Origin of the sequence: Hippea alviniae EP5-r (genome assembly GCF_000420385.1) — a bacterium.
GTDB classification, from domain to species: Bacteria; Campylobacterota_A; Desulfurellia; order Desulfurellales; family Hippeaceae; genus Hippea; species Hippea alviniae.
Genome location: NZ_ATUV01000001.1, coordinates 536975 through 560744 on the forward strand (window position 1 = coordinate 536975; position 23770 = coordinate 560744).

A 23770-nucleotide genomic window follows, 5' to 3' on the forward strand; every position below is an offset into this window, starting at 1 on the left:
AGGGCAGATACTCTGCCCTGCTCTATTTTGCCTGCAGATGTAAGCCTATTATCCCGATAACTATAAGCAGAAGCGATAAGATTTTTATAAAGTTTAAGCTCTCTTTGAAAAAGAAGAAGCCTATAAGTGTTATAAGTGCTATTCCAACACCCGACCAGACGGCATAGGCAACACTAACATCAATCGTTTTTAATGCAAGCGTCATAAAATAGAAGCTTGCTATATAGAATACAAACAGCAAAACAGAAGGCAGAATGTGTGAAAACCCTTCTGATAGCTTCATGCATGTTGTTCCACTAACTTCAAGTAGTATGGCTATAAATAGATAAATCCACCCACTCATTCTAAATTGTGCAAAAATATGTCATCTTTTGTAATTGTGTCTCCTTCGCATAAGACAACAGCTCTTTCTATCACATTTTGAAGCTCTCTGACATTGCCATGCCACGGATAATTCAAAAGCAACTCTTTTGCATCTTCTGAAATCTGTGTGATATTTTTCTTAAATTTTGCTGAGAACTTCTTTAAAAACAGCTCAGCCAATGGGATTATCTCTTCTTTTCTCTCTTTTAATGGCGGTATTTTTATTGGAAATACGCTTATTCTGTAATACAAATCTTCCCTAAAGTTGCCCTTTTTTACTTCTTCTTCTATGTTTCTGTTTGTTGTGCAGATTATTCTAACATCAACGCTTATTGATTCGGTTGAGCCTATTCTGTCTATGGTTTTCTCCTGAATTACACGCAATAGTTTTGCCTGAAGTTCAAGCGGCATCTCGCTTATCTCATCAAGCAGAATTGTGCCCTTGTTTGCCTGCTCAAACTTGCCCGGGTGGGATTTTACTGCTCCGCTGAACGCTCCCTTTTCGTATCCGAACATCTCGCTTTCAAGCAGGTTTGATGGGATAGCAGCGCAGTTTACAGCGACAAACTTACCCTTAGACCTTCTGCTTAATGAGTGAATGTATCTTGCTAAAACTTCCTTTCCCGTTCCGCTTTCGCCTATTAAAAGCACCGTTGCGTCTGTTTTTGCCACCTTTTGAGCAAGTTTTACTATGTTTTGCATCTTTGGGCTTGTGAATATGAACTCTTCAGTTTCTGAATCTTGGTTTATTTCGGTTTCTGGTTGAATAGAACTGTGGGATATGGCAAGGTCTAACACCTTCTTTAGAGCCTGTTGTGAAAATGGTTTTAATATGAAATCAAACGCTCCAAGCTTCATCGTCTCAACGGCAGTTTTCACATCGCCAAATGCTGTTATCATAATAAATGGCGATGAGATACCCAACTTTCTTACTTCCTTTAAAAACTCAACGCCGTCCATCTTGGGCATCTTCAAATCGCTCAATATAACATCAAACTTCTCTTTTTTTAGTATTTTTAGCGCTTCTTTTGCGTCTTTTGCCACTTTTGCGTCGTAATTTAGGTGTTTCAATGTGGCAGACAAAGCCACTCTCATCTGCTCGTCATCATCAACAACTAAAACCCTATACATGTTCCTTTGCCAACCTTACAGCTTCTATTGCATCTTTTGCATACATATCTGCGCCAATCTTTTTGGCAAAATCTTCTGTAACAGCGGCGCCACCAACCATTATTTTAACTTTAAGCCCCTTCATTTTTATCTTATCTATCACATTTTTCATATTTATCATCGTTGTTGTCATAAGAGCCGATAAACCAACGGCATCTGCATGATACTCTTCTATCGCTTTAAGAATCGTCTCGTCGTCAACATTTTTGCCCAAATCTATCACATTAAAGCCGTTTGTTTCAAATAGAAGCGATACGATGTTTTTGCCTATGTCGTGTATGTCTCCTTTGACTGTTGCCATGACGATTGTTTTGCCTGTTTTCTGTTTTGTTGCCTTTTTCTTTATCTCTTCCTTTAGGATATTAAACGCCTTTTTCATCGCATTTGCCGATTTTATCATCTGCGGCAGAAAGTATATGCCCTTATCGTAAAGCTTGCCCACAACATCTAAGGCGGGTATTAGAATCTCGTTGCTTATTGCAAGTGGCTCTTTGTTCTTTAGCATCTCTTTTGTAAATCCTTCAATCTCTTCTTCGTTGCCTTCTATGACGCACATAAACAGCTTATCTTCAAGACTGCCCTTTTCAAATGGCGAGCTTATCAGCTCTAATTTACTTTTTTTTTGAGTTTGGTTGGAGAGTGTAATATCAGCTGAATTGTTTATGTATATTGATGCATCTTTGTCTCTATCAACGATTAAATCGCTTGCGTATTTTATCTGCCAGAGCAACTCGTCATAAGGATTAACGATTGCACTATCAAGTCCGTTGTATATAGCCATTGCCATGTATGATGCGTTTATCAATTTTCTGTTTGGTAAGCCAAACGAGACATTGCTCAAGCCAAGCACGGTTGTTATGCCGTATCTCTCTTTAATGAGTTTTATTGCCCTTAGGGTTTCGAGTGCCCTTTTTTTGTCGCTTCCGACTGTTAAGGCTAAAGCATCAGCAACTATGTCTTCTTTTCTTATACCGTATTCTTCTGCCTTTTTTACAATTCTTTCCAGGATTTTTACTCTCTCTTCGGCAGTCTCTGGTATGCCTGTCTCATCAAGCAGAAGCGCTAAAACAGCCGCTCCATATTTTTTTGCCAAAGGCAGGATTCTGTCCATGCTTTCCTTAGAGCCATTTACAGAATTTATCAACACCTTACCGTCTGCTGCTTTTAGGCCTTCTTCTAAAGCGTCTATGTTTGATGAGTCTATTACAAGCGGCACAGAGACGACACTCTCAACAGCCAAGACGCATTTTTTCATCATAGCGGGTTCGTCTATCATCGGGACGCCAACATTGATATCGAGTGCCTTTGCTCCGTGTTCAACCTGCTGTATCGCTTCTTTTCTGTAAAGGCCTGTTTTTCCTTCCTTTAACTGCTCTTTTAGATGTTTTTTGCCTGTTGGATTGAGCCTTTCGCCGATAAACAGAAACGGCCTTCCATAGCCGAACTCAACAAGCTCTGTTCTGCTTGTGAGCACAGTTGATGGCTCTATTTTTCTTTTTTTGACTGGCTTGTCTTTTAGCTTTTTGGCAAGCAGTTTTATGTGTTCTGGAGATGTTCCGCAGCAGCCTGCAACGATTGCGGCATACTCTTCGAAATCGTCTGTATAGCTTGCAAACTCTTCAGGGCCTACAGGGAATATCGTTTTTCCGTCAACGAGTCTTGGTATGCCTGCGTTTGGCTGAATAATTAGCGGCATCTCTGTAACTTTTGCCATCTTTTTAACAAACTCGTTTAAAAGATCTGGGCCTACTGAACAGTTTGCACCAATAACATCAACATCCATGCACTCAATTGTCTTTGCGAACACTTCGGGTGATGTGCCGAGTATTGTTCTTCCGTCTTCTGCAAATGTCATCATTGCTATGATTGGCTTGTCCGTAAGCTCTCTGATTGCAATTATTGCGGCTTTTAGTTCTTTTATGTCCATAAATGTTTCAAGAGAAAACAAATCAACATCGGCATCGACGGCCGGTTTTATCTGTTGTTTGAATATCTCTTTGATGTAGTCGAACTCTGCTTCTCCTACTGGTTCTATAAACTTACCCGTTGGGCCTACGGATAAAGAGACAAAGCCTTTATCTTTCACAACTTCTTTTGCGAGTTTTACAGCTTCGTAATTTATCTTATACACTTCCTTTTCAAGGCCGAACTCTGCAAGCTTTATAGGGTTTGCGCCAAATGTGTTTGTTACGATTATGTCTGCACCTGCATCAAGGTATGCCTTGTGAATCTCTGCTATCTCCTTAGGATGCGTTATGTTTAAATAATCCGGACAATCTCCGGTTTTTAGAATGTTTTTTTCCTGAAGCTGGGTGCCCATTGCACCGTCGAGTATCAGGATTTTCTTGCCGAGCTCTTCTCTAAAGTTTCTCATTTACTTCACCCCAAAAATCTTAAGCGGTATCATGAGTGTTCTTTTTACAACACCAAGCACACCTTTTGCAAGATTTTTAAACGGTATCGGTTTAATTTTTGGGTCATTTATATTGCCTTTTACATGGAAGGATAGCCCTGTAAAACTTTTCTCTTTGCCACCTATTATCCATCCAATTACAGGAATGCTTGAGATGGTCTTGTTGATGGCAGAGAATGTTATGAATGTTATGTATGCGTCTATTCTGCTTTTTAATATCTCGTATTTGCCGTATGCGAATATGTTGAGATTGCCTTTAATCATTATCGGGTCGTTCTCTTCTGCTTCTATTATACCGCTTTTTAATTTTAGATTGCCGTGAAATTCTGAGTAATCTATTCTTGATTTAACCATGCCTTTGGTGAAGCTTTCAAATGGATTGAGAATTGAGAATATCTTTATAGCTGAAGGTGTTTTGTTGAAGCATCCGTCTTTTGCTGTGAATATCAAATCCCCATAAATCGTGCTTAAATCAAAAAGGTCTTTCTTTTTGTTGAAAAATGTTCCCTTGATAAGCATCAAAAGGTTTTTGTTGTTGCATTTTGTTATAGCATTCCAGATTGCCCTATCCCTTACATACAGAAGCGTTTTGTTTCTTTTTTTTGTGTAATTTATCTTTATTATCGTTTTTTTGGAAGATAAGCTTGCTTTTAGAATGTCGGTGTTGTTTAAAATATCTATCTTAGTTGAGCCGATAGGTATTACCATCTCTTTGTTTTTTACTGTTAGGTTGTTTATTGAAGCAGAGATGTCCAAGCCGTAAGGTGGGATTTTGAAGCTGTATGATGGTTTCTTCTCCTTTGATGGTTTAATTTTGTCAAAGTCAAGTGTGAAATTATCTGCAAACAGCTTGAGTTTTATATGGTTTGAGAGTGTATTGAATGAACCTTTTGCTGTTATCCTGTTTGATAGAATGTCGAATGTTGCACCTTTTAGGGTTAGATTTTCATTCTTTAGCGAGATTATCGCATTTATATCTTTGATTGCTCCTATTCTGCCGTTTTCTATTAACAGATTGCCGTTTTTGAAGATTGGCTTTGAGTTTTTTATTTTAAAGTTTACCGCTCCTGTGATTTTGCCGCCTATCTCTTTTGGTATATGGACAAACTCTTTTAATGAATCTATATCTAAATTTTTTGCTTTGGCTTCTGCAAGCAGTATCTTCTCTTTCTTTAAGTCAATCTCTCCAGAAAGCGTTAAGTTTCCTATACCCTTTAGCTTTAGATTGTATATATCGATAGTTGGATAGTTTAAGAAAGCCTTAAAACTTGCGTCTATCTGTCTGTTTTCTGTTTTTACCGTTGCAGATGTTCTTATGTTTAGACTGTCCTTTCTTCCTTTTAGATTTCCCTTTAGGATTACCCTTTTGGCGGTGAATATTTCCTTAAGGCCTAATAGCCTTTTTTGTAAATCTTCCAAATCTTCTTTTGATAAAGAGATGTCGTAATCTCCGTAAAACGCAAGCTTTGGTTTAATGATTAATTTTAAATTTTTGGTTTTTACAGTTGAATTTTCTGTTGTTGCTTTGAAGTTTTTAAACATTATAAACACTGAGCTTACCTTAGATTGCTTCACAATCCTTTTTATGATAAGGTTGCCGTATGCCTTCACATACTCGTTTGGTATGTTTGGGTTTTTAAATGTTATGCCTTTTGAGAAGATGTTTACTGTGAAGTTAAAGTATGGTTTTGCTGCCCATCTGTATCCATAAACATCTATTTTTGCTTCAACACTGCCTGATAGCTCCCTTGTTTTTCCTAAAACCATCAGGTCTTCTTTTGAGAATATATTTTCTTCTAAGAAAATTCTTACAAACTCGCTTGCTTCTCCATAGAAGTTTAGGTGCATGTCGCATGGAAAACCCTTTTTCCTGTAAACTATAAAGGTTGAGATAGGCGTTTTTATCTTGTCAAAAGAGCCCTTTGCTTCGGCTTTTATAAATGTTGGCGTTATTTTTATCTCTGCCCTTTTTACAAGAAAAAACGGGCTTTTTTTGTCAATCCTGAATCTTACGGATTTTGCGTACATTCTGCCGTTTTTTACAGATTCTAAAGATGGTTTGCCTATGATTTTAATGTCTGATAATCGTATTTTACCTGCGATTATGTAATCCTTTATGTTGTTAGGGATATTAAACCTGCCTATGTCTAAATAACCGCTGCTTATGTCTGCTTCTATGTTTGACTCTTTAAGATTTTTTGTGTTTATACTGCCTTTTAAACTCACTTTAAAGCCGTTGCTTGAGTCTAAATTTAGATTTTTGACGGTTATAATCGGCAATCTGTTTAGGTTTAAGACTGCTTCTAAATTGGGTTTATCTATGGAGAACTGCTTCAGGATTAACTTTTCTGCTTCTATTTTTGCTTTTAAAAGGCCGTCTGTTGAATAGTATAGATAGACTTTTGGGAGATTAGCTTTGGCATTTTTGAGTGTTAAATAGTTTGCTGTTGCCGTTAGGGTTAAATGTTTTTTGCCTGTTTTTAGAATAAGTTGGACAGCTGTGTTGTTTATCTCTCCTTCAAATGTTGTTATATTTGAATTGCTTACAAGTTTATAGTTTTCTTTGAGTTTTCCTTTAGCTTTTATGTTGAAACCATTTATGCTTATGAATTTTGTCTCTATATCGATGGGTATTATGGGTAATTCTATCTCTTTGAAGTTAAATGGCTTTTTGTTTGACTGTTTTTCTGGTTTTATGTTTACAAAGATTGCATCGCTGGTTAGTTTGCCTATGTAGGTTTTGCCAAATATCTTTGAGACTGCAATTTTTAGAATAGGTAGGACTATTTGGGTGTTTTTTATGTCTGCATCTGCTTTTTTTGAGTTTATCTGGATTGATTTTGCCTGTATTGTTAATGTTGGAAAGTCTTTATAGACTTTTAGTTCTGTTATCTTTGTGCTTATACCGTTTTTTTTAAGTAAAACCCTTTTTTGTGCAATTATGTTTAGTATGCTGTTTGCATTTATGCTTCTCCATGTAAAAAAAATAGCCACCACACTTGCAACAAGTATGATGGCTAAAAGAATTCCTGAATACTTTAGCGCTTTTTTCATTTCTTCTTAATAAACTTATCTACATTGCTTAATCCCATAAGCATATAACCTTTGCCGTCTGAATACATGACGACTGTTGCAGGTGTTCCGTTTATGCCGTGTTGTATTGCCGCTTTTGCTATTTTATCGATAATTGGGGAGTATTTCTTTTTTAGTTCTTTTAGATTTTTTGTGTTTTTGATGATGTTCTCAACATCTTTAAAGCTTGCACTCTCAACCTTATCTATAGCAGCTTTTAAGCCCTCTTTTTTCTCTATGTCTAAAAAGATGGCGGAAGCTTCATTTGCCTTTTTGCCGTGAACATCAAATGGGAGTATGTGGAGTTTTATTTTGCCTTCTTCGGCAAGTTTTACAAGTTGTGGCAGTTGTCTTTTACAAAATGGGCATAACGGGTCGCTAAACATATAGACATCTGTCCCTTTTCCATATGATTTTTTTGCACTTTCGGGAAGCTCTTTTAGAAGTTCCTTTAACCATTTAAGGTCAACCTTTACTCTCTCTATCTGTTTTTTGGGCTCAATCCTTTTTAGCTTTCCATTCTCGTATGTAAGCAGAACAGGAATTATCTCTTTTTTGTCTTTTGATATCCATAGATATCTGTGGACTATTACTCCAAACTTCTTGTTTTCTATGGCTACATTGAGTTGGTTGAAACCTTTTATCTTGCTATTTTTCTCAACTTTTACGGTGTAATTAATGTTTGGTGGTATCATCTTCTTTAATATCTCATCATACGGCGTTTTTGAAGCAAATGCCGTTGAACTCATGAATGCTATGGACAGACCAGCAATGAGCAGTTTTGCTCTCATCCCTTTCCTCCTTTTTCCTTATTTAACTTAATTATATAGTTTTTTAGGCACTTTACAAGTTTAAATTTATAGTTTTGTTGACAACGGGTGTAGTTTCCTTGTAAAATCCAACACACGGGAGGGCAAACAGTGTTTAAACGGCTGATAGTTTTGAGTTTTATAGTGGCTTTTTTGTCGTCCTGCTCCACTGTCTCTACCTTTAGAAAAAATGACGACACGCTTCTTAAAAGGATTAGGTTGCTTGAGGCAAGGGTTGAGTTCAACTCTCAATTAATAAAGATAAACAGTCAGCGAATAGACTCTGTAGCACTTCAACTTGAGAAGATAAAAGAAAGATTAGCAAAAGAGAGAAAAGAAGCATCTCTTGATGATATTCCACCGGCTTCTGTGATTGATAGTTTGGCAAGTTCAGAGTCTCAAAACAAAGAGAAGAAGCAAGCAAAAAAGATTAAAACTGAGCCAAAAATAGCAGAAAATCTTGTTCCTACTCCTGTTGAAGTCTCAAAGCTCACAATTCAAAAGCCACAACAGGAATTAAATTATAAGTCTCTTTACAACCAGGCCTTAAAAGAGTATAAAGAAGGCAATTATTTAGAAGCAGCCAAACTATTTGAAGAGTTTACAAAGGAGTTTAAAAATACGGATTTGTATGATAACTCTCTGTATTGGTTGGGATGGAGTTATTTGCATCTTAACGAGAAAGATAAAGCCGTCGAGCTGTTTAACAGGTTGATTAAAGAGTTTCCTTATGCATCGCTAAAACAAGGTGGAAAAACGGATGCTGCTATTTTTACTCTAATCAGGCTATTTAAAGATGATAAGAGGAAGAAAGGGTATTATAAAAAATTGTTGTTTGAAAGGTTTCCTAAAAGTGTTTATGTAAAAAAAATAAAGGCAAGGAGTAAAGAATGAGAAAGATTGTATTAGTTATTTTGTTGATAGGTTTAATGACCGTTAACTCTTACGGTTGGGAGAAGCTTTATATTGTTAAGAAAGGTGATACTTTGTGGGATATATCGAAGAAGTTTTATAAAAACCCATTCTATTGGGGCAAACTCTGGTATAACAACACATATATCAATGACCCAGACCTTATCTTTCCTGGTGAGATCCTGCTTGTTGGTAAGCATGGGCTTGAGATATACTCTCTTAAAAAGAAACCAACAAAAAAACCAAAGCCCGTATTAAAGGAGAGAAAGTATGTCTCTGCTGTCTGGTTTGAAAAAGACAAGTTCTATTCAACCTGTGGAAATCATCTATGTGTCTGGGAGAAAAAGCAGTTTGAAGTTGCCAAGATGAAGTTTGACACATACTCTCATGTTGAAGTATCTCAAGGTGATACGATCTATCTTGTTGCATCAAAAGAATCTCTTCCTGAAAAGCTTTATGTCTATAGAAAAAATGAAGATTTAAGCCACTATAACCACAATTTTGACCCTGTATATCTGCCTATTGGTGAGATAAAGGTTGAAAAAAAGATAAAAGATGGCGTGTTTAAGGCTAAAATTGTTAGTGCATTTGCTGAAATAACACCAGATGATGTTGTAAGCAGCGTCTATCCTTTTATCAGCGTTAAGGATAATCCACCTGTTGAGAAAGTTGGAGATATTAAGGTTAAAGAGATTCTTGTAGCAAACAATGAGTTTCAGAGTGGTATGGGCATGTTTCTATTCTTTAAAGCATCTAAAAAATTACCCATAGTTTTAGGTAAAAAGGTTATACTTGCAAGACTGAATGAGAATGCTTATGAGCCTATAGATATTGGAGAAGGTGTTGTTGTGTCTCAGTATGATGAATATATCGGTATATTCTTCCCTGCTTCTAATGGATTAAAGGAGATGCCAGATAGAACACAAGAATATGTATTGAGGTGATAAAAAGATGCTAAAGATTTACAACACTGCATCAAGAAGTCTTGAAGAGTTTAAGCCCTTAAAAGACGGCAAAGTTGGAATGTATGTGTGCGGCGTTACGGTGTATGACTTCTGCCATATCGGACATGCAAGAAGTGCCGTTGCGTTTGACATTATTTACAGATATTTGAAGTTTAAAGGATACGATGTTGTTTTTGTTAAAAATTTTACCGATGTTGATGATAAGATTATCAAGCGGGCAAATCAGGAAGGTGTAAGCTGCGATGAGATAGCATCAAGATACATTAAAGAGTATTACGAAGATATGGAGAAGCTCAGCATAGAAAGGCCTACAGTTGAGCCAAAAGCCACAGAGCACATAAAGGAAATCATAGAGCTTGTAAAGAAGCTGATAGATAAGGGATATGCTTATGAAGTTGATGGTGATGTCTATTACAGCGTTGAGAAGTTTAAGGATTACGGCAAACTGTCGCATAAAAACATTGAAGAGTTAAAAAGTGGTGCAAGGGTTGAGATAAACGATAAAAAGAGAAATCCGCTTGATTTTGCCCTGTGGAAGAAGTCAAAGGAGAATGAGCCTGCCTGGGATTCACCGTGGGGCAAGGGAAGACCCGGCTGGCATATAGAATGCTCTGCAATGAGTATGAAGTATTTGGGTGAGTCATTTGATATTCACGGCGGTGGAGAAGATTTAATATTCCCACATCATGAGAATGAGATAGCACAGTCTGAAGCAGCAACAGGCAAAGAGTTTGCTCGATATTGGATACACAACGGCTTTGTTAGGATTAATAAAGAGAAGATGAGTAAATCACTCGGCAATTTCTTTACAATTAGGGATGTGCTTAAGCAGTTCAACGGTGAGACATTGAGATATTTTCTCCTTCTAACACATTACAGAAGCCCGATTGATTTCTCTTTTGAAGGTTTGACGGCAGCAAAAGAAGCCTTAAACAGATACTATAACCTTATTCAGAGAATAGAGAATGCGCCGTTTGATAAAAACACAGAAGAAGATAAAGAGCTTGAAAGTTCTATTGATACTCTTCTTGATAGGTTTGAAAATGCGATGGATAATGATTTTAATGCGCCAAAGGCTATAGGTGAAGTGTTTGCCACTGTAAAACTGTTCAATCAGTATTTGGACAGTGTCGAAAAGTCGAATAAACCAGCGTTAAAGAGATATAAAGATGCGTTTCTTGATGCTATGGATAAGATATCGAAGGTTTTGGGTGTGTTTGGCACATCGTCCGCAAAGTGGTTTATACCTGAAGATATTGATGTTGAGTGGGTTGAAAGCAAGATAAAAGAGAGAGCTTCAGCACGAAAGAGAAAGGATTACAAAACGGCTGATGCGATAAGAGACGAACTTGCCGAAAAAGGCATAATACTTGAAGATGCGAAGGATTATACCAGATGGAAAGTGAAAAAATAGAAGACCAAAAGATTATTATAGACGATGAGATAGATGCTGCAGAAAGCAGCGCCCTTGCAAACTATCTTAAGGAGATTTCTCAAATTCCTGTTCTTTCTCAAGAAGAAGAAAAAGAGCTTGGGTATAGAATAAAAAAGGGTGATAAAGAAGCTTTAAAGAAACTTGTCAAGCATAATCTTAGGTTTGTTGTTAGTGTTGCGAAGAAGTATAGGAATTTAGGAATACCGCTGCTTGACTTGATAAACGAAGGAAATCTTGGGCTTATCAAAGCTGCTAAGAAGTTTGACCCTGACAGGGATATAAAATTCATCTCTTATGCTGCATGGTGGATAAGACAGTCTATAATGAAATACATAACCGAGCAGGGAACTCCGATTAAAATACCGCTAAAGGCAAAGAATAGAATACAGAAGCTTGAAAGTCTAAAAGAAGATTACAAGAGAATGTTCAACGAAGAGCCATTGGAAGAAGAGTTAATGGAGATGGCAGATATAAGCGAGAAGGAGCTCAAAAACGCTGAGTTTGCCCGTTTTAGGTTTGATTCGTTAGACCAGTATGTGAATGATGATAAGGATGTGTCGCTTGGTGATTTGATAAGCCTTGAAGAAGAATCCGTTGAAGATAAACACATACATGACTCTCTGATTGAAGAAGTCAATAAGTTCATAGAGACATTACCAGAAAGAGAAAAAGATATCATAAAGCTAAGATACGGCTTGTATGATGGAAGACCAAGAACATTAAGGGAAATTGGTGAAAAATATGGTATAAGTAAAGAGAGGGTTAGGCAGCTTGAAAACAATATAATGAATAAACTTAGAAGGAAGTTTAAGAATTACAGATGAACCCTTATGAAGTTTTGGGTGTATCAGAGAATATAACAGAAGAAGAGCTAAGAAAGGTATTTTTACAATTCGCAAAGAAACTGCATCCAGATACTGCAACAAACGAAGAAGAGAGAAGGATAAAGGAGCAAAAGTTTAAGGAGATAACTTATGCCTATAACCTTCTTAAAAGTAGTGGTTATCTTCAGAGTAAATCAAAATCTTCAGAGAAAACCGTATCTCCAGATGAGATTTTGATAAAGAAAGCCCATGTTTATATCTCAAAAGGCGATTACAATACTGCATTTGAGACATTGAGACAGGTTAAGGATGCCGATAATTACGAAGTGAACCTGCTTAAAGGGTTAGCTTTATTTAAAAAAGGGAAGCACCATGAAGCGTTGAAGTATTATAAAAGGGCTACCGAGCTCAATCCATGGGACCCTGATGTGTATGCCTTTATGGGTGAAGTTTACGAAGAGATAAATCTTAAGGAGACGGCAAAAAAGTTTTATAAAAAAGCTTTAGGTATAGACCCTAACAACAAAAAAGCATTAAAGGGTTATGAGAGAGTTAGTAAAGCGTCAAGCGGATTTTCGCTCTTGAAGAAAATAATAAAAAGGTAAGATTTGGCTAAGGTTTCATATAGGGAACTTTTAAGGAAACTCTTTTCTTTAAACGATACGCCACACAAAATAGCCCTATCGTTTGCCGTTGGTGTTTTTATCTCCATCTCTCCATTTTTCGGCTTTCATACGATATTGGCTATCGTACTTTCGATTATCTTTGGCCTGAATAAAGTTGCAACAATAACGGGTTCTTGGTTGAATAACCCTTGGACAACGCCGATTGTTTACTATGTTGACTATAAAATAGGAGCAATTATCTTAAACGACACCCGTCCTTTTAATCTTAGGCCGTTTACATTTGAGCATTATATTCATGATGGCAAGTATGCTATATGGGATATTTTTGTTGGCAGCGTGATTTTTGGCATTTTTATGTCAATTTTAAGTTATTTTGTGATAAAATATTTTGTTGAGAAATATAAAGGGAGAAGAGCGTATGATTCCACTGAAAGATGACAATCCATCGTCTTCAAGACCTATTATTAACTATCTGCTTATTGCTGTTAATATCATCGTGTTCATGCATGAGATTAGCCTGCCGTATAAAGAGAGAAGCGTATTTCTGCTTAACCATGCGTTTATACCTTCGATGATGTTTGTTTATCATGATTTCTTTCACTCGATTGTAAGAATGTTTGAGTCGATGTTTTTGCATGGTGGATTTCTGCATATAGGCGGCAATATGCTATTTTTGTGGATTTTTGGTGATAATGTTGAAGATAGATTAGGACATGTTAATTATCTCTTTTTCTATCTTGCAGGCGGTTTTCTTTCATTTTTGGCTCAAGGAGTTGTAAATCCAACTTCAGAAATACCTATGATAGGTGCAAGTGGAGCAATAAGTGCTGTTATAGGTGCTTATGCTGTGTTTTTTCCTTCGGCAAGGATTTTGACACTTGTCCCAATCTTTATCTTCATCACATTTATAAGAATTCCTGCGTGGCTGTTCATAGGATTCTGGTTTCTTATGCAGTATTTCAACGGTATGATTTCTATTGCTGCAAACTATACAGGCGGTGTTGCATGGTTTGCACATATTGGCGGATTTGTGTTTGGTTTTGTCGTTGCAAAGATTATACTGGCTCGTGAGTTTAGATGAAGTGTCTATTCTTATCCGATGCACACTATCCTTTTGGGTCTTATATAGTTGATTTTCTTCTCGATACCTATCATAGGTATGACGCCATTTATATCTTGGGTGATTTGTTTGAGTTTTACTATGGATATAAGGGCTTTGTCTATCCACATCACAGAAAGCTGATTTCAGTCTTATCGTTGATTGCAAAAAAGAGAAGGCTTGTTCTATTTGAAGGAAATCACGAGTATAGACTAAAAAATATAAGAGAGTTTGTTGATGCTGAAGTTGTTTATGAGTTTAAGGAAGAAATAATTGATAAGTTTAGAGTTTTTTTGGCTCATGGAGATACGATTGATGCGAACGATAGGGCATATCGACTGTTTAGAGCTTTTTTAAAAAACAGGATTACTCTTGATTTTATCAATTATTGTGTTTCTAAGAGTGTTTTACTTAAACTTTCAAAAATTGCATCTGATTTTAGTAAAAATAGCCTAAGGGATAAGAGTTATAGAAGAACATCAATTGCCCTTGAGAAGTTTGCCAAAAGCAAAATAGAAGAAGGCTTTGATGTTGTTGTTTTGGCACACACCCATGAGCCTGTATTTAAAAAAATCAAAAATGGATTATACATAAATACAGGTGAATTCATTAAACATCCAACCTATGCCGTATATGAGAATGGCCAGTTTGAACTAAAAAGCATCTAAAGGGGGTAAAAATGACAAAAGAAGAAGCAAAGAAGAGAATAAATGAGTTAAGAAAACTCCTGCATTATCACAATTACAGATACTATGTGCTTGATGACCCTGTTATATCGGATGCTGAATACGATGCAATGATGGAAGAACTCAAAAAACTCGAGAAAGAGTTTCCCGAGTTTTACGACCCTAACTCTCCAACGGTTAAAGTTGGCGGTGAACCTTTAAATAGATTTGAAAAGGTTGAGCATAAGATACCAATGCTTTCGCTTGAAGACGGGTTTAGTGATGAAGAGATAGTTGAGTTTGACAGAAGGGTTAAGCGATTTTTGGGATTAAGCCCTGATGAGATTATAGATTACAGTGTTGAGCCTAAATTTGACGGCTTGTCGATAAACTTAATCTATGAGAACGGCAAGCTAACTACTGCTTCAACCCGTGGTGATGGTCTTGTTGGTGAAAATGTGACGCAGAATATCAGAACGATAAGAAACTTGCCACTTGTTTTGCCTATTGAGAATCCGCCTGAATATTTAGATTTGCAAGGAGAAGTACTGCTTGAGAAGGATGAGTTTAAAAGGATTAACGAAGAGCGTTTAAAAGAAGGTTTGCCACTTTTTGCCAATCCGAGAAACGCAGCAGCAGGTTCAGTTAGGCAGCTTGACCCAAAAGAGACGGCAAAAAGGAACTTGATTATGATTCTTTATTACATCAGAGATATAAAAGGTTTTTCTAAAGAGATATCGAGACAATCAGAAGCTTTAAATCTTTTGAAAGAGTTGGGTTTTCCAATAAGCGATTTGAATAGGTTATGCCATGGAGTAGATGAAGCAATAAGTTACAAAAAGGAGCTTGAAGCAAAAAGGGATACCCTACCCTATGAGCTTGACGGTATAGTTTTGAAGGTTGACAGATTTGATTATCAAAAACAGCTTGGCAATACGACGAAGTCTCCAAGATGGGCTATTGCGTTTAAGTTTCCAGCACAACAGGCAACAACAAAAATCAAGGATATTGAAGTGAATGTCGGAAGGACTGGGATTTTAACGCCTGTTGCAATTTTAGAGCCTGTGAATATTGGTGGCGTTGTTGTATCAAGGGCATCTTTGCATACGATGGATGAGATAGAAAAGAAGGATATTATGATTGGCGATACGGTTTTTGTTCAAAGGGCTGGAGATGTTATACCAGAAGTCGTTAAAGTGGTAAAGGATTTAAGAGATGGCACGCAGAAGAAGTTCAAGATGCCTGATTTTTGCCCTATCTGCGGTTCTAAGGTTGTCAAAGACGGAGCATATTACAGGTGTTCAAACATAAACTGTCCAAAGGTTTTGAAAGAGTCAATTAAGCACTTTGTATCGAGAAAGGCAATGAATATTGACGGTTTTGGCGATAAGATTATTGAGCAACTTGTGGATAAAGGAATTGTGAAGGATGTAAGCGATATATACAAGCTTGACAAAGAGACTCTTATGAATCTTGATAGGGTTGGTGAAAAGCTTGCTGAAAATTTAATTACGGCTATAAGTCGTTCCAAAGGCACAACTTTTGCTAAGTTCATTTATGCACTGGGAATAAGGCATGTGGGTGAGTTTGTTGCAAAATTACTCGCTGAGAGGTTTAAAAACTTGGAGAACCTAAAAAAGGCCACAAAAGAGCAGTTGCTTGAGATAAACGGTGTGGGTGAAGAGATAGCTGACAGCGTCGTTTCTTTCTTCTCTGAAAAAAAGAACCTTGAAACCATAGACAAACTGCTCTCTTACGGCATACATTTTGAAGATGAGACTAAGAAGAAGTCAAGCATAGCAGGAAAGAGTTTTGTTTTTACTGGAACCCTATCTAAACCGCGAGAGTATTTCAAAGAACTTGTAGAAAAACACGGTGGTATAGTGAGAAATAGCGTAAGTAAAAACCTTGATTATCTTGTTGTTGGCGAAAATCCCGGCTCAAAACTGCAGAAAGCTCAAAAGGCTGGTGTTAATATAATAACCGAACAGGAATTGCTCGATATGTTGGAGGGCTAAGTGGAAAAAGACGAACTCTTGCTTGACCCTAAGTGGATTTCTTCTTTTTATGCTCTTGTTGCAACCGCCGTTTGCACACTTATCTTTACATATAAAGGTGTTGATTTTTTTGAAGCATTTATAAAGACATTTTTCACTGTTATATCGTTTTACCTGTTTGGTGTTGCAACGGCAGCGGTGGTTAACTATTTTAGCTTAATGTTTAGAAAAGAAGAAGAGCACGAGCAAGAGCAAGAAGAAGAGTCTCAGCAAGAAGAGGGCGAATCTGAAAGTGAAGAGACAGAGAGCCAAAAAGAGCAAAAAGAAGCCACTGAAGGTGCATGATAGATAAAGAAGAGATAATAAAAGCCTATTATCCCATAGTAAAAAGGATGGTGAAGAAGTTAGTCGTAAGAATGCCCGAAGGATACGATGAAGAGGACTTTATTCAAATAGGTATGATGGGCCTTCTTAAAGCTATTGAGAATTGGGACGAGAGCAAAAGTCTATCTGAATTTAAATCCTATGCAAACACAAAGATAAGGGGATATATCTTAGACAAACTCAGAAGCGTTGATACGGTATCTCGATACTCTCGCGATAAGTTAAAAAAGATTCACTCTGCCTATAAGGAGCTTATGGATGAAGGAAAATTTAACCCAACAGACGAAGAAGTAGCTCAAAGAGCCGGAATGGATATAAACGAATTCAACGAACTTATTTATAAGCAGTCAAATGCCACGATGTTGAGTATTGATGAGACTGTTAAAGATACCGACGCCGTGCTTATCGAATCGATAGATAGCCATGCAAAAAGCCCGCTTGATTTACTTGAAGGTGAAGAGATGGAAGAGCTGCTTAAAGAAGGCTTGAAACATTTAAGTGAGATTGAGCTTACAGTGTTGAGTTTGTATTACTATGAAGATTTAAATATGAAGGAGATAGCTTCAATAATAGGTAAGACAGAGTCAAGGGTTTCTCAAATAAAAACAAAAGCACTTTTAAAACTGAGAGCATTTGTTCAAGGGAGGATAGAAAGTGAATCTGGTAAAAGAAGCGCTTGAGATAGTATCGAAACTTTTGATAGCTGATGCCATAACGGCGCCAAAGAGTGTTGGAAGAGACGATGTCGTCGTTGATTTGATAACAGATGAGAGTATCAAAGAGAAGATTTTTGAGAAGATGGCAGAGATTACCCAAAGAAGTGGTTTTACATTTTACAAAAGAGACGCTATAAATTGCGAAAACATAGATTACATTATTTTGATTGGCTTTAAGCTGTTTTGTCATAACTTCAACTGCGGTTTCTGTGGTTTTAAGAGTTGTGATGAGTGTAAAGAAAAAGGCGGCGTGTGTGCTGTTTCTGCAACAGATTGTGGTATAGCTATAGGAAGCGTGGTCAAACTTGCATCAATCTTTGGTATAGATAACCGTATAATGATTTCTATTGGACAAGCAGCAAAAGAGATAGGTTATTTTAAAGAAGAGATTGGTGGTGCCTACGGCATTCCGCTTTCAGCAACCACCAAAAATCCGTTTTTTGATAGAAAGATAAAGGTTTAATGGACAGCTTTCTGCACTTTGCCAGCCTTTAGGCACTGGGTGCAGACATTCATTCTCTTTACTTTTCCGTCAACTACCACCCTAACCTTCTGTATGTTTGGATACCATTTTCTCTTGGTTCTAATGTGCGAGTGGCTGACTTTATACCATACTTGGGACTTCTTGCCGCAGATTTCACATCTTCTTGCCATTTTCTCATTCCCCCTTACTTCTCTTTTCTTTAACCGCAAACTTATATCAAAAATGATGCTTCAACTCAAGAGTTATCCGCCGTATTTACACCCAGCAGATCGTAAAAAATGCATTTTCTTGCTATGCCTGTAATGAGAAAAACACATCCGGCACTCTTTATTGCCCAGTTTTTTGTCAAACACCCAACAAGCGTTAAAGCAGCACCGCCCAAAAGCCTTAGCTCTCTGTCTTTGCCACCAATGTTTGGTTTTGTAGAAATTCGCATCCTTTTCCTCCTTATAAAAGACTATTTCTTTCTCTATACTGATTTACATATGATATTAGAGAAATGATTGATAAAACTATGGCTGAATACACGGTTATGTTGAAGACCGTCTTGTTTGAATAAATTTCGAAGACTTTTAAAAATATCAAAAATACTACTAAAACCTGAAAAAATGTTGCTGTTTTACCGCTAAGTGAAGCTTTTATCCTTATTTGGTCTATCTGCTTTGCTGATAAAACTTCAACAACACTGCCGGATATGAGTATTAAATCCTTAAGCAGAACAACTCCCAAAAGTAGTTGCGGAATAAAGCCCTTTACCGTAAGAACGATAAAGGTGTAATTTAAAAGAAGTTTGTCCGCTAATGGGTCTAATATTGCACCGAGTTTTGTTGTTTTATTGAAGTTTCTTGCTATGAAACCATCAAGCATATCACTTAAGACTGCAACGATAAAAAGCACAGTTGCTATTTTAAATTTCTCGTCTATTAGAGATAAGACTACAGGCAAAACAAGAAAGATTCTAAATATGGTTATTATGTTTGGTAAAGTTAGTACACTATTCATCTGTTAATCTAATAATTTGAAAAATCTGTTAAATCTTATGTCGAAAGGACTCCATGTCCAAGAACCGTAAATAATAAAAGCCTTACCGACAATGTTTTTCTCTGGAACAAAACCCCAATATCTTGAGTCGTAGGAGTTGTCTCTGTTGTCTCCCATCATAAAATACTCATGTGGCGGAACTTTTATAGGTCCCCAGTTGTCTCGTGAACCCCATCCAGTTGGTAAATTAAAAGGGCTTGATGCGGGTATATTTCTTGGATATATTGTCGGGTCATTATGAATAACATATGGTTCTTTTACTTTTTTACCATTTCTGTACAATGTTTTGTTTCTCATCATTAGAACATCGCCGGGGACACCAACACATCTTTTGATAAAGTAGATTGATGGGTCTTTGGGAAATCTGAATATTACTATATCGCCATCTTTTGGATGTGATATAGGTATTATAATTTTACCGCCGTCCGGAATTATTTCACTTTTTCCTATATACATGCTTGGAATTCTTATGCCATATATAAATCTATTTGCAAGCACATGGTCTCCAACGAGCAGTGTAGGAACCATTGAAGTTGATGGAATTACAAATGCTTCAACAAAGAATGCCTTTATAAAAAGTGCTATTAAGAGTGCTATAAAAATTGATTTAATCCAATCAACGGCCTTGTCTTTCATTCTCTAATCTCCCTTTATCTCAACAAGTTTAATAAACGCTTCTTTTGATATGCTTACGTTTCCAAGTTGTTTCATCTTCTTTTTGCCCTCTTTCTGTTTCTCAAGTAATTTTTTCTTTCTTGTTATATCACCACCGTAGCATTTTGCAAGAACATCTTTTCTTAATGCACTTATCTGCTCTTTCGCTATGATTTTACCGCCCACCTTTGCCTGTAATCTTATCTCAAATAGCTGTTTCGGTATGTATTGACGCAGATTTTTTAAAACCTCCCTTGCTATTCTGTAGGCTTTTTCTTTCGGCACGATTAATGAGAATGAATCTATCTCTTTTGAGTTTACAAGAATCGTTAACTTGGTTAAATCACTCTTTTCAAAGCCCAAAAAGTCATAATCAAAAGATGCATACCCTTTAGAATAGGATTTTAGTTTATCATAGAAATCCACTAAGATTTCTGCAAGCGGCACTTTGTATTTTATCAATACCCTATCTGCTGCTATGTATAGTATCTCTTTTTGTTGTCCTCTTTTGTCTTGAAGTAATTTTAATAGGTTGCCAACGAACTCTGCGGGTGTGATAATCTCTGTTTCAACAAATGGCTCATAGATCGCCCTTATCTTCTGCGGTGGTGGTAAATCGGAAGGGTTTGAAATCTCTATTATCTCTTTGTTTGTAAGCTCAACTTTATAGAGAACGCTCGGCGTTGTCATTACTATGTCAAGTCCAAATTCGCTTTCGAGTCTCTCCTTTGTTATGTTCATACTCAAAACGCCCAAAAAACCACATCTAAAACCGAAACCCAAAGATTCTGACTTCTCTTTTTCAACCGTCAAAGATGCATCGTTTAATTGAAGCTTCTCTAAGGCTTCTTTTAAATCATTGTAATCTTCTGGATCTGTCGGATAGACGCCTGCAAACACAAACGGCTTGGGCTTTTTGAACCCTTCAAATGGCTTATCGGTTGGGTTTTTAGCCAGTGTTATCGTATCGCCAACCGTTGCATCTTGAATATTTTTTATATTTGCTATGACATATCCGACTTCGCCTACTCCAAGCGTGTCGGTTTTTTTGTTTTTGGGCGTAAAATAGCCCATCTCTTCAACTTCATACTCCTTTTTCGTCGAATACATCATAATTTTGTCGCCAACTGACACCTTACCGTCAAACACCCTTACGATAAATATAACACCGCGATAGTTATCATACCACGAATCTATTACCAAAGCCCTTAGGCTTTCATCTTCTTCTCCCTTTGGCGGTGGTATCTTTTCTATTATCGCTTCAAGCACTTTATCGACATTTGTTCCATTTTTGGCTGATATCTCTATGGCATCTGTTGCATCTATGCCAAGAGCATCTTCTATCTCCTGCTTTGTTTTTTCAACATCTGCACTGGGCAAGTCTATTTTATTTATCACTGGAATTATCTCTAAATCGTTATCTATGGCTAAGTATGCGTTTGCTATTGTTTGTGCTTCAACACCTTGAGTTGCATCGACAACCAGCAGGCATCCTTCGCAGGCTTTTAAGCTCTTTGAAACTTCATATCCAAAATCGACATGTCCGGGTGTGTCTATCATGTTCAAAATATACTCATCACCCTTATATTTGTATGTCAGTCTTACGGTTTGAGCTTTTACTGTTATACCATGCTTTCTTTCAACTTCTAATGTATCTAAGATTTGTTCTTTCATCTCCCTTTTGCTTAAGGCACCTGTTAGCTCTATCAATCTATCCGCAAGAGTGCTCTTGCCGTGGTCTATGTGAGCTATTATCGAAAAATTCCTTATATTCTTACTCATGACTTTTTAGTAATTCCCTTTCTAAGGTGTAGGTTTTGTATCTTAGCTGCTTAAATTTAGCGGATACTTTTATGTCAAACAGCTTAAAAATCTCTTCAAGCACCCTTTCTGACTCTTCTGCCCTTTTTAGGTTTGCGGATATTATCTCGTTGATGTTTTCTCTCTTTTTCTCTATATCACTTGAAAGTGTTGTTCCAGTGTCGTTTGGCGTGTCTCTAAAATCCAAAAAGTCATACTCTTTTTGCAGGTTTCCAACTTCAGAGCGCATGTTTTTAATCTCTTCGGTTAATCTCTTGTTGTCAAGAACGAAACGGGCTATATCTTCAACAACACGCAAGCCTTCTCTTAATCTGTTGAAGTTGGCATCAATTAGACGCTTTATCTTAGCATCGACCTTTTCCATAGATACTCAAACTCCTTCTCATACACATTGGCTATATCTTCTCGTTTTATAATAATCACATTCTCGTCATTTATCTTAAAAGCCGATGCAGTCCAGTTTGCAGAGCCTGTTATAACGGTTTTTTTGTCTATAACGGCAAACTTGTTGTGCATTAACCCTTCCCTGTCCCAAGCTATGTGTGGAACGGCAAACCTAACGCTTATACCGTTTGACTTTAAAAATTCGTATTTTGAATATCTGTTTGATTCTCCATTTGCTTCTCTGTCTAAAATTACCCTGATTTTTACACCACGCTTTTTAGCCCTTAGAAGAGCCCTTGCAAGTGGTCTTGATGTAAAGTTATACACCGCCACATCAATGGTTTTTTCAGCTTCGTTTATCTGTTCTATTATCGCATCTAATGCAGCGTATGATGGTGTGAAATAGACGCATATATCACGAGCATAAGTTAGATATGGAAAAGATATGATTAAAAATATCAAAAAGCCTTTTAAAAATATCCTAAACATTGTAGTTTGGTGGCTCCTTCGTCATTATTATATCATGAACATGACTCTCCCTTAGCGATGCTTCTGTTATCTGAATGAATGTTGCCTTCTGCTGCAGCTCTTCAATTGTTTTGCATCCTAAATAACCCATTCCCGATTTTAGCCCGCCAACAAGCTGATATAGAACATCTCCCACTTCACCTTTGTAAGGCACTCGGCCTTCGACACCTTCAGGAACAAACTTTTCTGGCTCCATCTCATCCTGAAAGTATCTATCTTTGCTGCCTTCCTTCATTGCTTCGATTGAGCCCATTCCGCGGTATATCTTGTATTTTCTGCCCTGATAAATCACACTCTCGCCGGGTGATTCTTCTGTTCCTGCAAGAAGGTTGCCTATCATCACACATGCAGCACCGGCAGCCAAAGCTTTAACTATATCGCCTGAAAATTTTATTCCACCATCAGCTATGATTTTTTTGTCATATAGAGCTGCTTCTTCAGAACATTCGCTTATTGCCGTTATCTGCGGCACGCCAACACCAGCCACGACCCTTGTTGTGCAAATTGAACCAGGCCCTATACCGACCTTTACAATATCTGCACCTGCCTTTATTAAGTCTCTTGTGCCTTCTTTTGTTGCCACATTGCCGCCAACAAGCACAACATTGGGAAAGGCACTCTTTATCTTCTCGACAAGATTTAGAACATAAACAGAATGCCCGTGAGCCGAATCGACAACAATAACATCGGCTCCTGCATCTATCAGAGCCTTTGCGCGCTCAAATCCGTCTTTGGTGCCAACAGCAGCACCAACCATCAACCTTCCGTGTATGTCTTTACTTGCCAAAGGATACTCTTTCTTTTTGCGAATGTCTTTTATGGTTATCAATCCTTTGATTTTGAAATCCTTATCCACGATGGGCAGTTTCTCAACTTTGAACTGCTTTAGATAATCTTCTGCTTCCTGAAGTGTTATGCCTTCTTTTGCCGTTATCAGGTTGTCTTTTGTCATTACATCTTTAATAGGCTTTGAATAATCTTTCTCAAACTGCACATCCCTGTTCGTTATGATGCCAACAAGTGTTCCATCTTCAAGCGTTACAGGGATTCCAGAGATATGATACTGCTTCATTAAATTTAGTGCATCGTTTATTGTTGCATCTGGCCTTATGGTTATAGGGTCAAGAATCATGCCGCTTTCTGATTTTTTAACCCTTATGACCTGTCTAACCTGCTCTTCTATAGACATGTTCTTGTGAATTATTCCCAATCCGCCGTGCCTTGCCATCGCTATTGCCATTCTATATTCAGTAACCGTATCCATAGCAGCAGAGATAATTGGCGTTTTTAGAACAAGCCTTTCTGTTAAAGCCGTTGTTGTATCGACTTCCTTTGGCAGAATGTCAGACCTGTTTGGCAAAAGCAACACATCGTCAAATGTTAATCCGTATCCGCTTTTCAATCTCAT

The 23770-nt window shown here is 37.3% G+C and carries 25 protein-coding genes; 12 read left to right on the forward strand and 13 right to left on the reverse strand.

Annotation, left to right across the window (positions count from 1 at the left end):
* Positions 1-22 precede the first annotated feature (22 nt).
* The 5 genes from G415_RS0102885 to G415_RS0102905 are packed head-to-tail and all read right to left on the reverse strand — an operon-like array spanning position 23 to position 7809.
* Entirely contained in the window at positions 23-343 is a 321-nt protein-coding gene (locus tag G415_RS0102885) for a DMT family transporter (protein WP_022670084.1), read from the reverse strand.
* Entirely contained in the window at positions 340-1494 is a 1155-nt protein-coding gene (locus tag G415_RS0102890) for a sigma-54-dependent transcriptional regulator (RefSeq protein ID WP_022670085.1), read from the reverse strand. The genes G415_RS0102885 and G415_RS0102890 overlap by 4 nt, the downstream gene beginning before the upstream one ends.
* Entirely contained in the window at positions 1487-3907 is a 2421-nt protein-coding gene (locus tag G415_RS0102895) for a homocysteine S-methyltransferase family protein (protein ID WP_022670086.1), read from the reverse strand. Before G415_RS0102895 ends, G415_RS0102890 begins: the two co-directional genes overlap by 8 nt.
* The gene (locus tag G415_RS0102900; protein ID WP_022670087.1) at positions 3908-7000 is read right to left on the reverse strand and encodes an AsmA-like C-terminal domain-containing protein; all 3093 of its coding nucleotides are present in this window, start codon (positions 6998-7000) and stop codon (positions 3908-3910) included.
* Positions 6997-7809: a DsbA family protein gene (locus G415_RS0102905; RefSeq protein ID WP_022670088.1), complete on the reverse strand. Its 813-nt coding sequence runs from the start codon at positions 7807-7809 to the stop codon at positions 6997-6999. The genes G415_RS0102900 and G415_RS0102905 overlap by 4 nt, the downstream gene beginning before the upstream one ends.
* Before the next feature lie 129 nt (positions 7810-7938).
* On the opposite strand from G415_RS0102905, the gene G415_RS0102910 reads away from it, so the two are divergent.
* From G415_RS0102910 to G415_RS0102965, 12 genes are read left to right on the forward strand one after another with little or no spacing between them, the layout of a single operon-like run.
* Positions 7939-8721, forward strand: a complete 783-nt coding sequence (locus G415_RS0102910) for a tetratricopeptide repeat protein (protein WP_022670089.1) — start codon at positions 7939-7941, stop codon at positions 8719-8721.
* Positions 8718-9683, forward strand: a complete 966-nt coding sequence (locus G415_RS0102915) for a LysM peptidoglycan-binding domain-containing protein (protein WP_022670090.1) — start codon at positions 8718-8720, stop codon at positions 9681-9683. Before G415_RS0102910 ends, G415_RS0102915 begins: the two co-directional genes overlap by 4 nt.
* 7 nt (positions 9684-9690) lie before the next feature.
* Entirely contained in the window at positions 9691-11118 is a 1428-nt protein-coding gene (gene cysS / locus G415_RS0102920) for a cysteine--tRNA ligase (protein ID WP_022670091.1), read from the forward strand.
* Entirely contained in the window at positions 11100-11963 is an 864-nt protein-coding gene (locus tag G415_RS0102925; RefSeq protein WP_022670092.1) for a sigma-70 family RNA polymerase sigma factor, read from the forward strand. The genes cysS and G415_RS0102925 overlap by 19 nt, the downstream gene beginning before the upstream one ends.
* Positions 11960-12568 (forward strand): DnaJ domain-containing protein, encoded by a 609-nt coding sequence (locus G415_RS10635; protein ID WP_022670093.1) that lies wholly within the window; start codon positions 11960-11962, stop codon positions 12566-12568. The genes G415_RS0102925 and G415_RS10635 overlap by 4 nt, the downstream gene beginning before the upstream one ends.
* 3 nt (positions 12569-12571) lie before the next feature.
* Positions 12572-13027, forward strand: coding sequence for a DUF2062 domain-containing protein (locus G415_RS10640; protein WP_022670094.1), 456 nt, complete (start codon positions 12572-12574; stop codon positions 13025-13027).
* Positions 13008-13670, forward strand: coding sequence for a rhomboid family intramembrane serine protease (locus G415_RS0102940; RefSeq protein ID WP_022670095.1), 663 nt, complete (start codon positions 13008-13010; stop codon positions 13668-13670). The genes G415_RS10640 and G415_RS0102940 overlap by 20 nt, the downstream gene beginning before the upstream one ends.
* Positions 13667-14356: a UDP-2,3-diacylglucosamine diphosphatase gene (locus G415_RS0102945; RefSeq protein ID WP_022670096.1), complete on the forward strand. Its 690-nt coding sequence runs from the start codon at positions 13667-13669 to the stop codon at positions 14354-14356. Before G415_RS0102940 ends, G415_RS0102945 begins: the two co-directional genes overlap by 4 nt.
* Before the next feature lie 11 nt (positions 14357-14367).
* Positions 14368-16371, forward strand: coding sequence for an NAD-dependent DNA ligase LigA (ligA, locus tag G415_RS0102950; protein ID WP_022670097.1), 2004 nt, complete (start codon positions 14368-14370; stop codon positions 16369-16371).
* Positions 16372-16695 (forward strand): hypothetical protein, encoded by a 324-nt coding sequence (locus tag G415_RS0102955; protein ID WP_022670098.1) that lies wholly within the window; start codon positions 16372-16374, stop codon positions 16693-16695.
* Positions 16692-17414, forward strand: coding sequence for a sigma-70 family RNA polymerase sigma factor (locus G415_RS09615; RefSeq protein ID WP_022670099.1), 723 nt, complete (start codon positions 16692-16694; stop codon positions 17412-17414). The genes G415_RS0102955 and G415_RS09615 overlap by 4 nt, the downstream gene beginning before the upstream one ends.
* Complete coding sequence (locus G415_RS0102965; RefSeq protein ID WP_022670100.1) at positions 17389-17913, forward strand: ferredoxin domain-containing protein; 525 nt, start codon at positions 17389-17391, stop codon at positions 17911-17913. Before G415_RS09615 ends, G415_RS0102965 begins: the two co-directional genes overlap by 26 nt.
* Here G415_RS0102965 and rpmB read toward each other — a convergent pair.
* From rpmB to guaB, 8 genes are all read right to left on the reverse strand, one after another.
* Entirely contained in the window at positions 17910-18104 is a 195-nt protein-coding gene (gene rpmB / locus G415_RS0102970; RefSeq protein WP_022670101.1) for a 50S ribosomal protein L28, read from the reverse strand. The two genes, G415_RS0102965 and rpmB, sit on opposite strands and share 4 nt — an antisense overlap.
* 65 nt (positions 18105-18169) lie before the next feature.
* On the reverse strand, positions 18170-18370 hold the full coding sequence (locus G415_RS0102975) for a YgaP family membrane protein (protein WP_022670102.1): 201 nt from the start codon (positions 18368-18370) through the stop codon (positions 18170-18172).
* An 11-nt stretch (positions 18371-18381) separates the two neighbouring features.
* Complete coding sequence (pgsA, locus tag G415_RS09620; protein ID WP_022670103.1) at positions 18382-18936, reverse strand: CDP-diacylglycerol--glycerol-3-phosphate 3-phosphatidyltransferase; 555 nt, start codon at positions 18934-18936, stop codon at positions 18382-18384.
* 3 nt (positions 18937-18939) lie between these two features.
* On the reverse strand, positions 18940-19611 hold the full coding sequence (gene lepB / locus G415_RS0102985; RefSeq protein ID WP_022670104.1) for a signal peptidase I: 672 nt from the start codon (positions 19609-19611) through the stop codon (positions 18940-18942).
* Between the two features lie 3 nt (positions 19612-19614).
* Positions 19615-21411 (reverse strand): translation elongation factor 4, encoded by a 1797-nt coding sequence (lepA, locus tag G415_RS0102990; protein WP_022670105.1) that lies wholly within the window; start codon positions 21409-21411, stop codon positions 19615-19617.
* Complete coding sequence (locus G415_RS0102995; protein ID WP_022670106.1) at positions 21404-21814, reverse strand: hypothetical protein; 411 nt, start codon at positions 21812-21814, stop codon at positions 21404-21406. Before G415_RS0102995 ends, lepA begins: the two co-directional genes overlap by 8 nt.
* Positions 21790-22323, reverse strand: coding sequence for a phospholipase D family nuclease (locus G415_RS0103000; RefSeq protein WP_022670107.1), 534 nt, complete (start codon positions 22321-22323; stop codon positions 21790-21792). Before G415_RS0103000 ends, G415_RS0102995 begins: the two co-directional genes overlap by 25 nt.
* Positions 22316-23770 (reverse strand): IMP dehydrogenase, encoded by a 1455-nt coding sequence (gene guaB / locus G415_RS0103005; protein ID WP_022670108.1) that lies wholly within the window; start codon positions 23768-23770, stop codon positions 22316-22318. Before guaB ends, G415_RS0103000 begins: the two co-directional genes overlap by 8 nt.

Coding starts and splice junctions, on each gene's coding strand:
- G415_RS0102900 (WP_022670087.1), bottom strand. CDS start 7,000: ATGAAAAAAGCGCTAAAGTATTCAGGAATTCTTTTAGCCATCATACTT.
- lepB (WP_022670104.1), bottom strand. CDS start 19,611: ATGAAAGACAAGGCCGTTGATTGGATTAAATCAATTTTTATAGCACTC.
- cysS (WP_022670091.1), top strand. CDS start 9,691: ATGCTAAAGATTTACAACACTGCATCAAGAAGTCTTGAAGAGTTTAAG.
- G415_RS0102895 (WP_022670086.1), bottom strand. CDS start 3,907: ATGAGAAACTTTAGAGAAGAGCTCGGCAAGAAAATCCTGATACTCGAC.
- lepA (WP_022670105.1), bottom strand. CDS start 21,411: ATGAGTAAGAATATAAGGAATTTTTCGATAATAGCTCACATAGACCAC.
- G415_RS10635 (WP_022670093.1), top strand. CDS start 11,960: ATGAACCCTTATGAAGTTTTGGGTGTATCAGAGAATATAACAGAAGAA.
- rpmB (WP_022670101.1), bottom strand. CDS start 18,104: ATGGCAAGAAGATGTGAAATCTGCGGCAAGAAGTCCCAAGTATGGTAT.
- G415_RS0102890 (WP_022670085.1), bottom strand. CDS start 1,494: ATGTATAGGGTTTTAGTTGTTGATGATGACGAGCAGATGAGAGTGGCT.
- G415_RS0102945 (WP_022670096.1), top strand. CDS start 13,667: ATGAAGTGTCTATTCTTATCCGATGCACACTATCCTTTTGGGTCTTAT.
- G415_RS0102995 (WP_022670106.1), bottom strand. CDS start 21,814: ATGGAAAAGGTCGATGCTAAGATAAAGCGTCTAATTGATGCCAACTTC.
- G415_RS0102975 (WP_022670102.1), bottom strand. CDS start 18,370: ATGCGAATTTCTACAAAACCAAACATTGGTGGCAAAGACAGAGAGCTA.
- ligA (WP_022670097.1), top strand. CDS start 14,368: ATGACAAAAGAAGAAGCAAAGAAGAGAATAAATGAGTTAAGAAAACTC.
- G415_RS0102905 (WP_022670088.1), bottom strand. CDS start 7,809: ATGAGAGCAAAACTGCTCATTGCTGGTCTGTCCATAGCATTCATGAGT.
- guaB (WP_022670108.1), bottom strand. CDS start 23,770: ATGAGATTGAAAAGCGGATACGGATTAACATTTGACGATGTGTTGCTT.
- G415_RS0102885 (WP_022670084.1), bottom strand. CDS start 343: ATGAGTGGGTGGATTTATCTATTTATAGCCATACTACTTGAAGTTAGT.
- G415_RS0103000 (WP_022670107.1), bottom strand. CDS start 22,323: ATGTTTAGGATATTTTTAAAAGGCTTTTTGATATTTTTAATCATATCT.
- G415_RS0102925 (WP_022670092.1), top strand. CDS start 11,100: ATGGAAAGTGAAAAAATAGAAGACCAAAAGATTATTATAGACGATGAG.
- G415_RS0102915 (WP_022670090.1), top strand. CDS start 8,718: ATGAGAAAGATTGTATTAGTTATTTTGTTGATAGGTTTAATGACCGTT.
- pgsA (WP_022670103.1), bottom strand. CDS start 18,936: ATGAATAGTGTACTAACTTTACCAAACATAATAACCATATTTAGAATC.
- G415_RS09615 (WP_022670099.1), top strand. CDS start 16,692: ATGATAGATAAAGAAGAGATAATAAAAGCCTATTATCCCATAGTAAAA.
- G415_RS0102940 (WP_022670095.1), top strand. CDS start 13,008: ATGATTCCACTGAAAGATGACAATCCATCGTCTTCAAGACCTATTATT.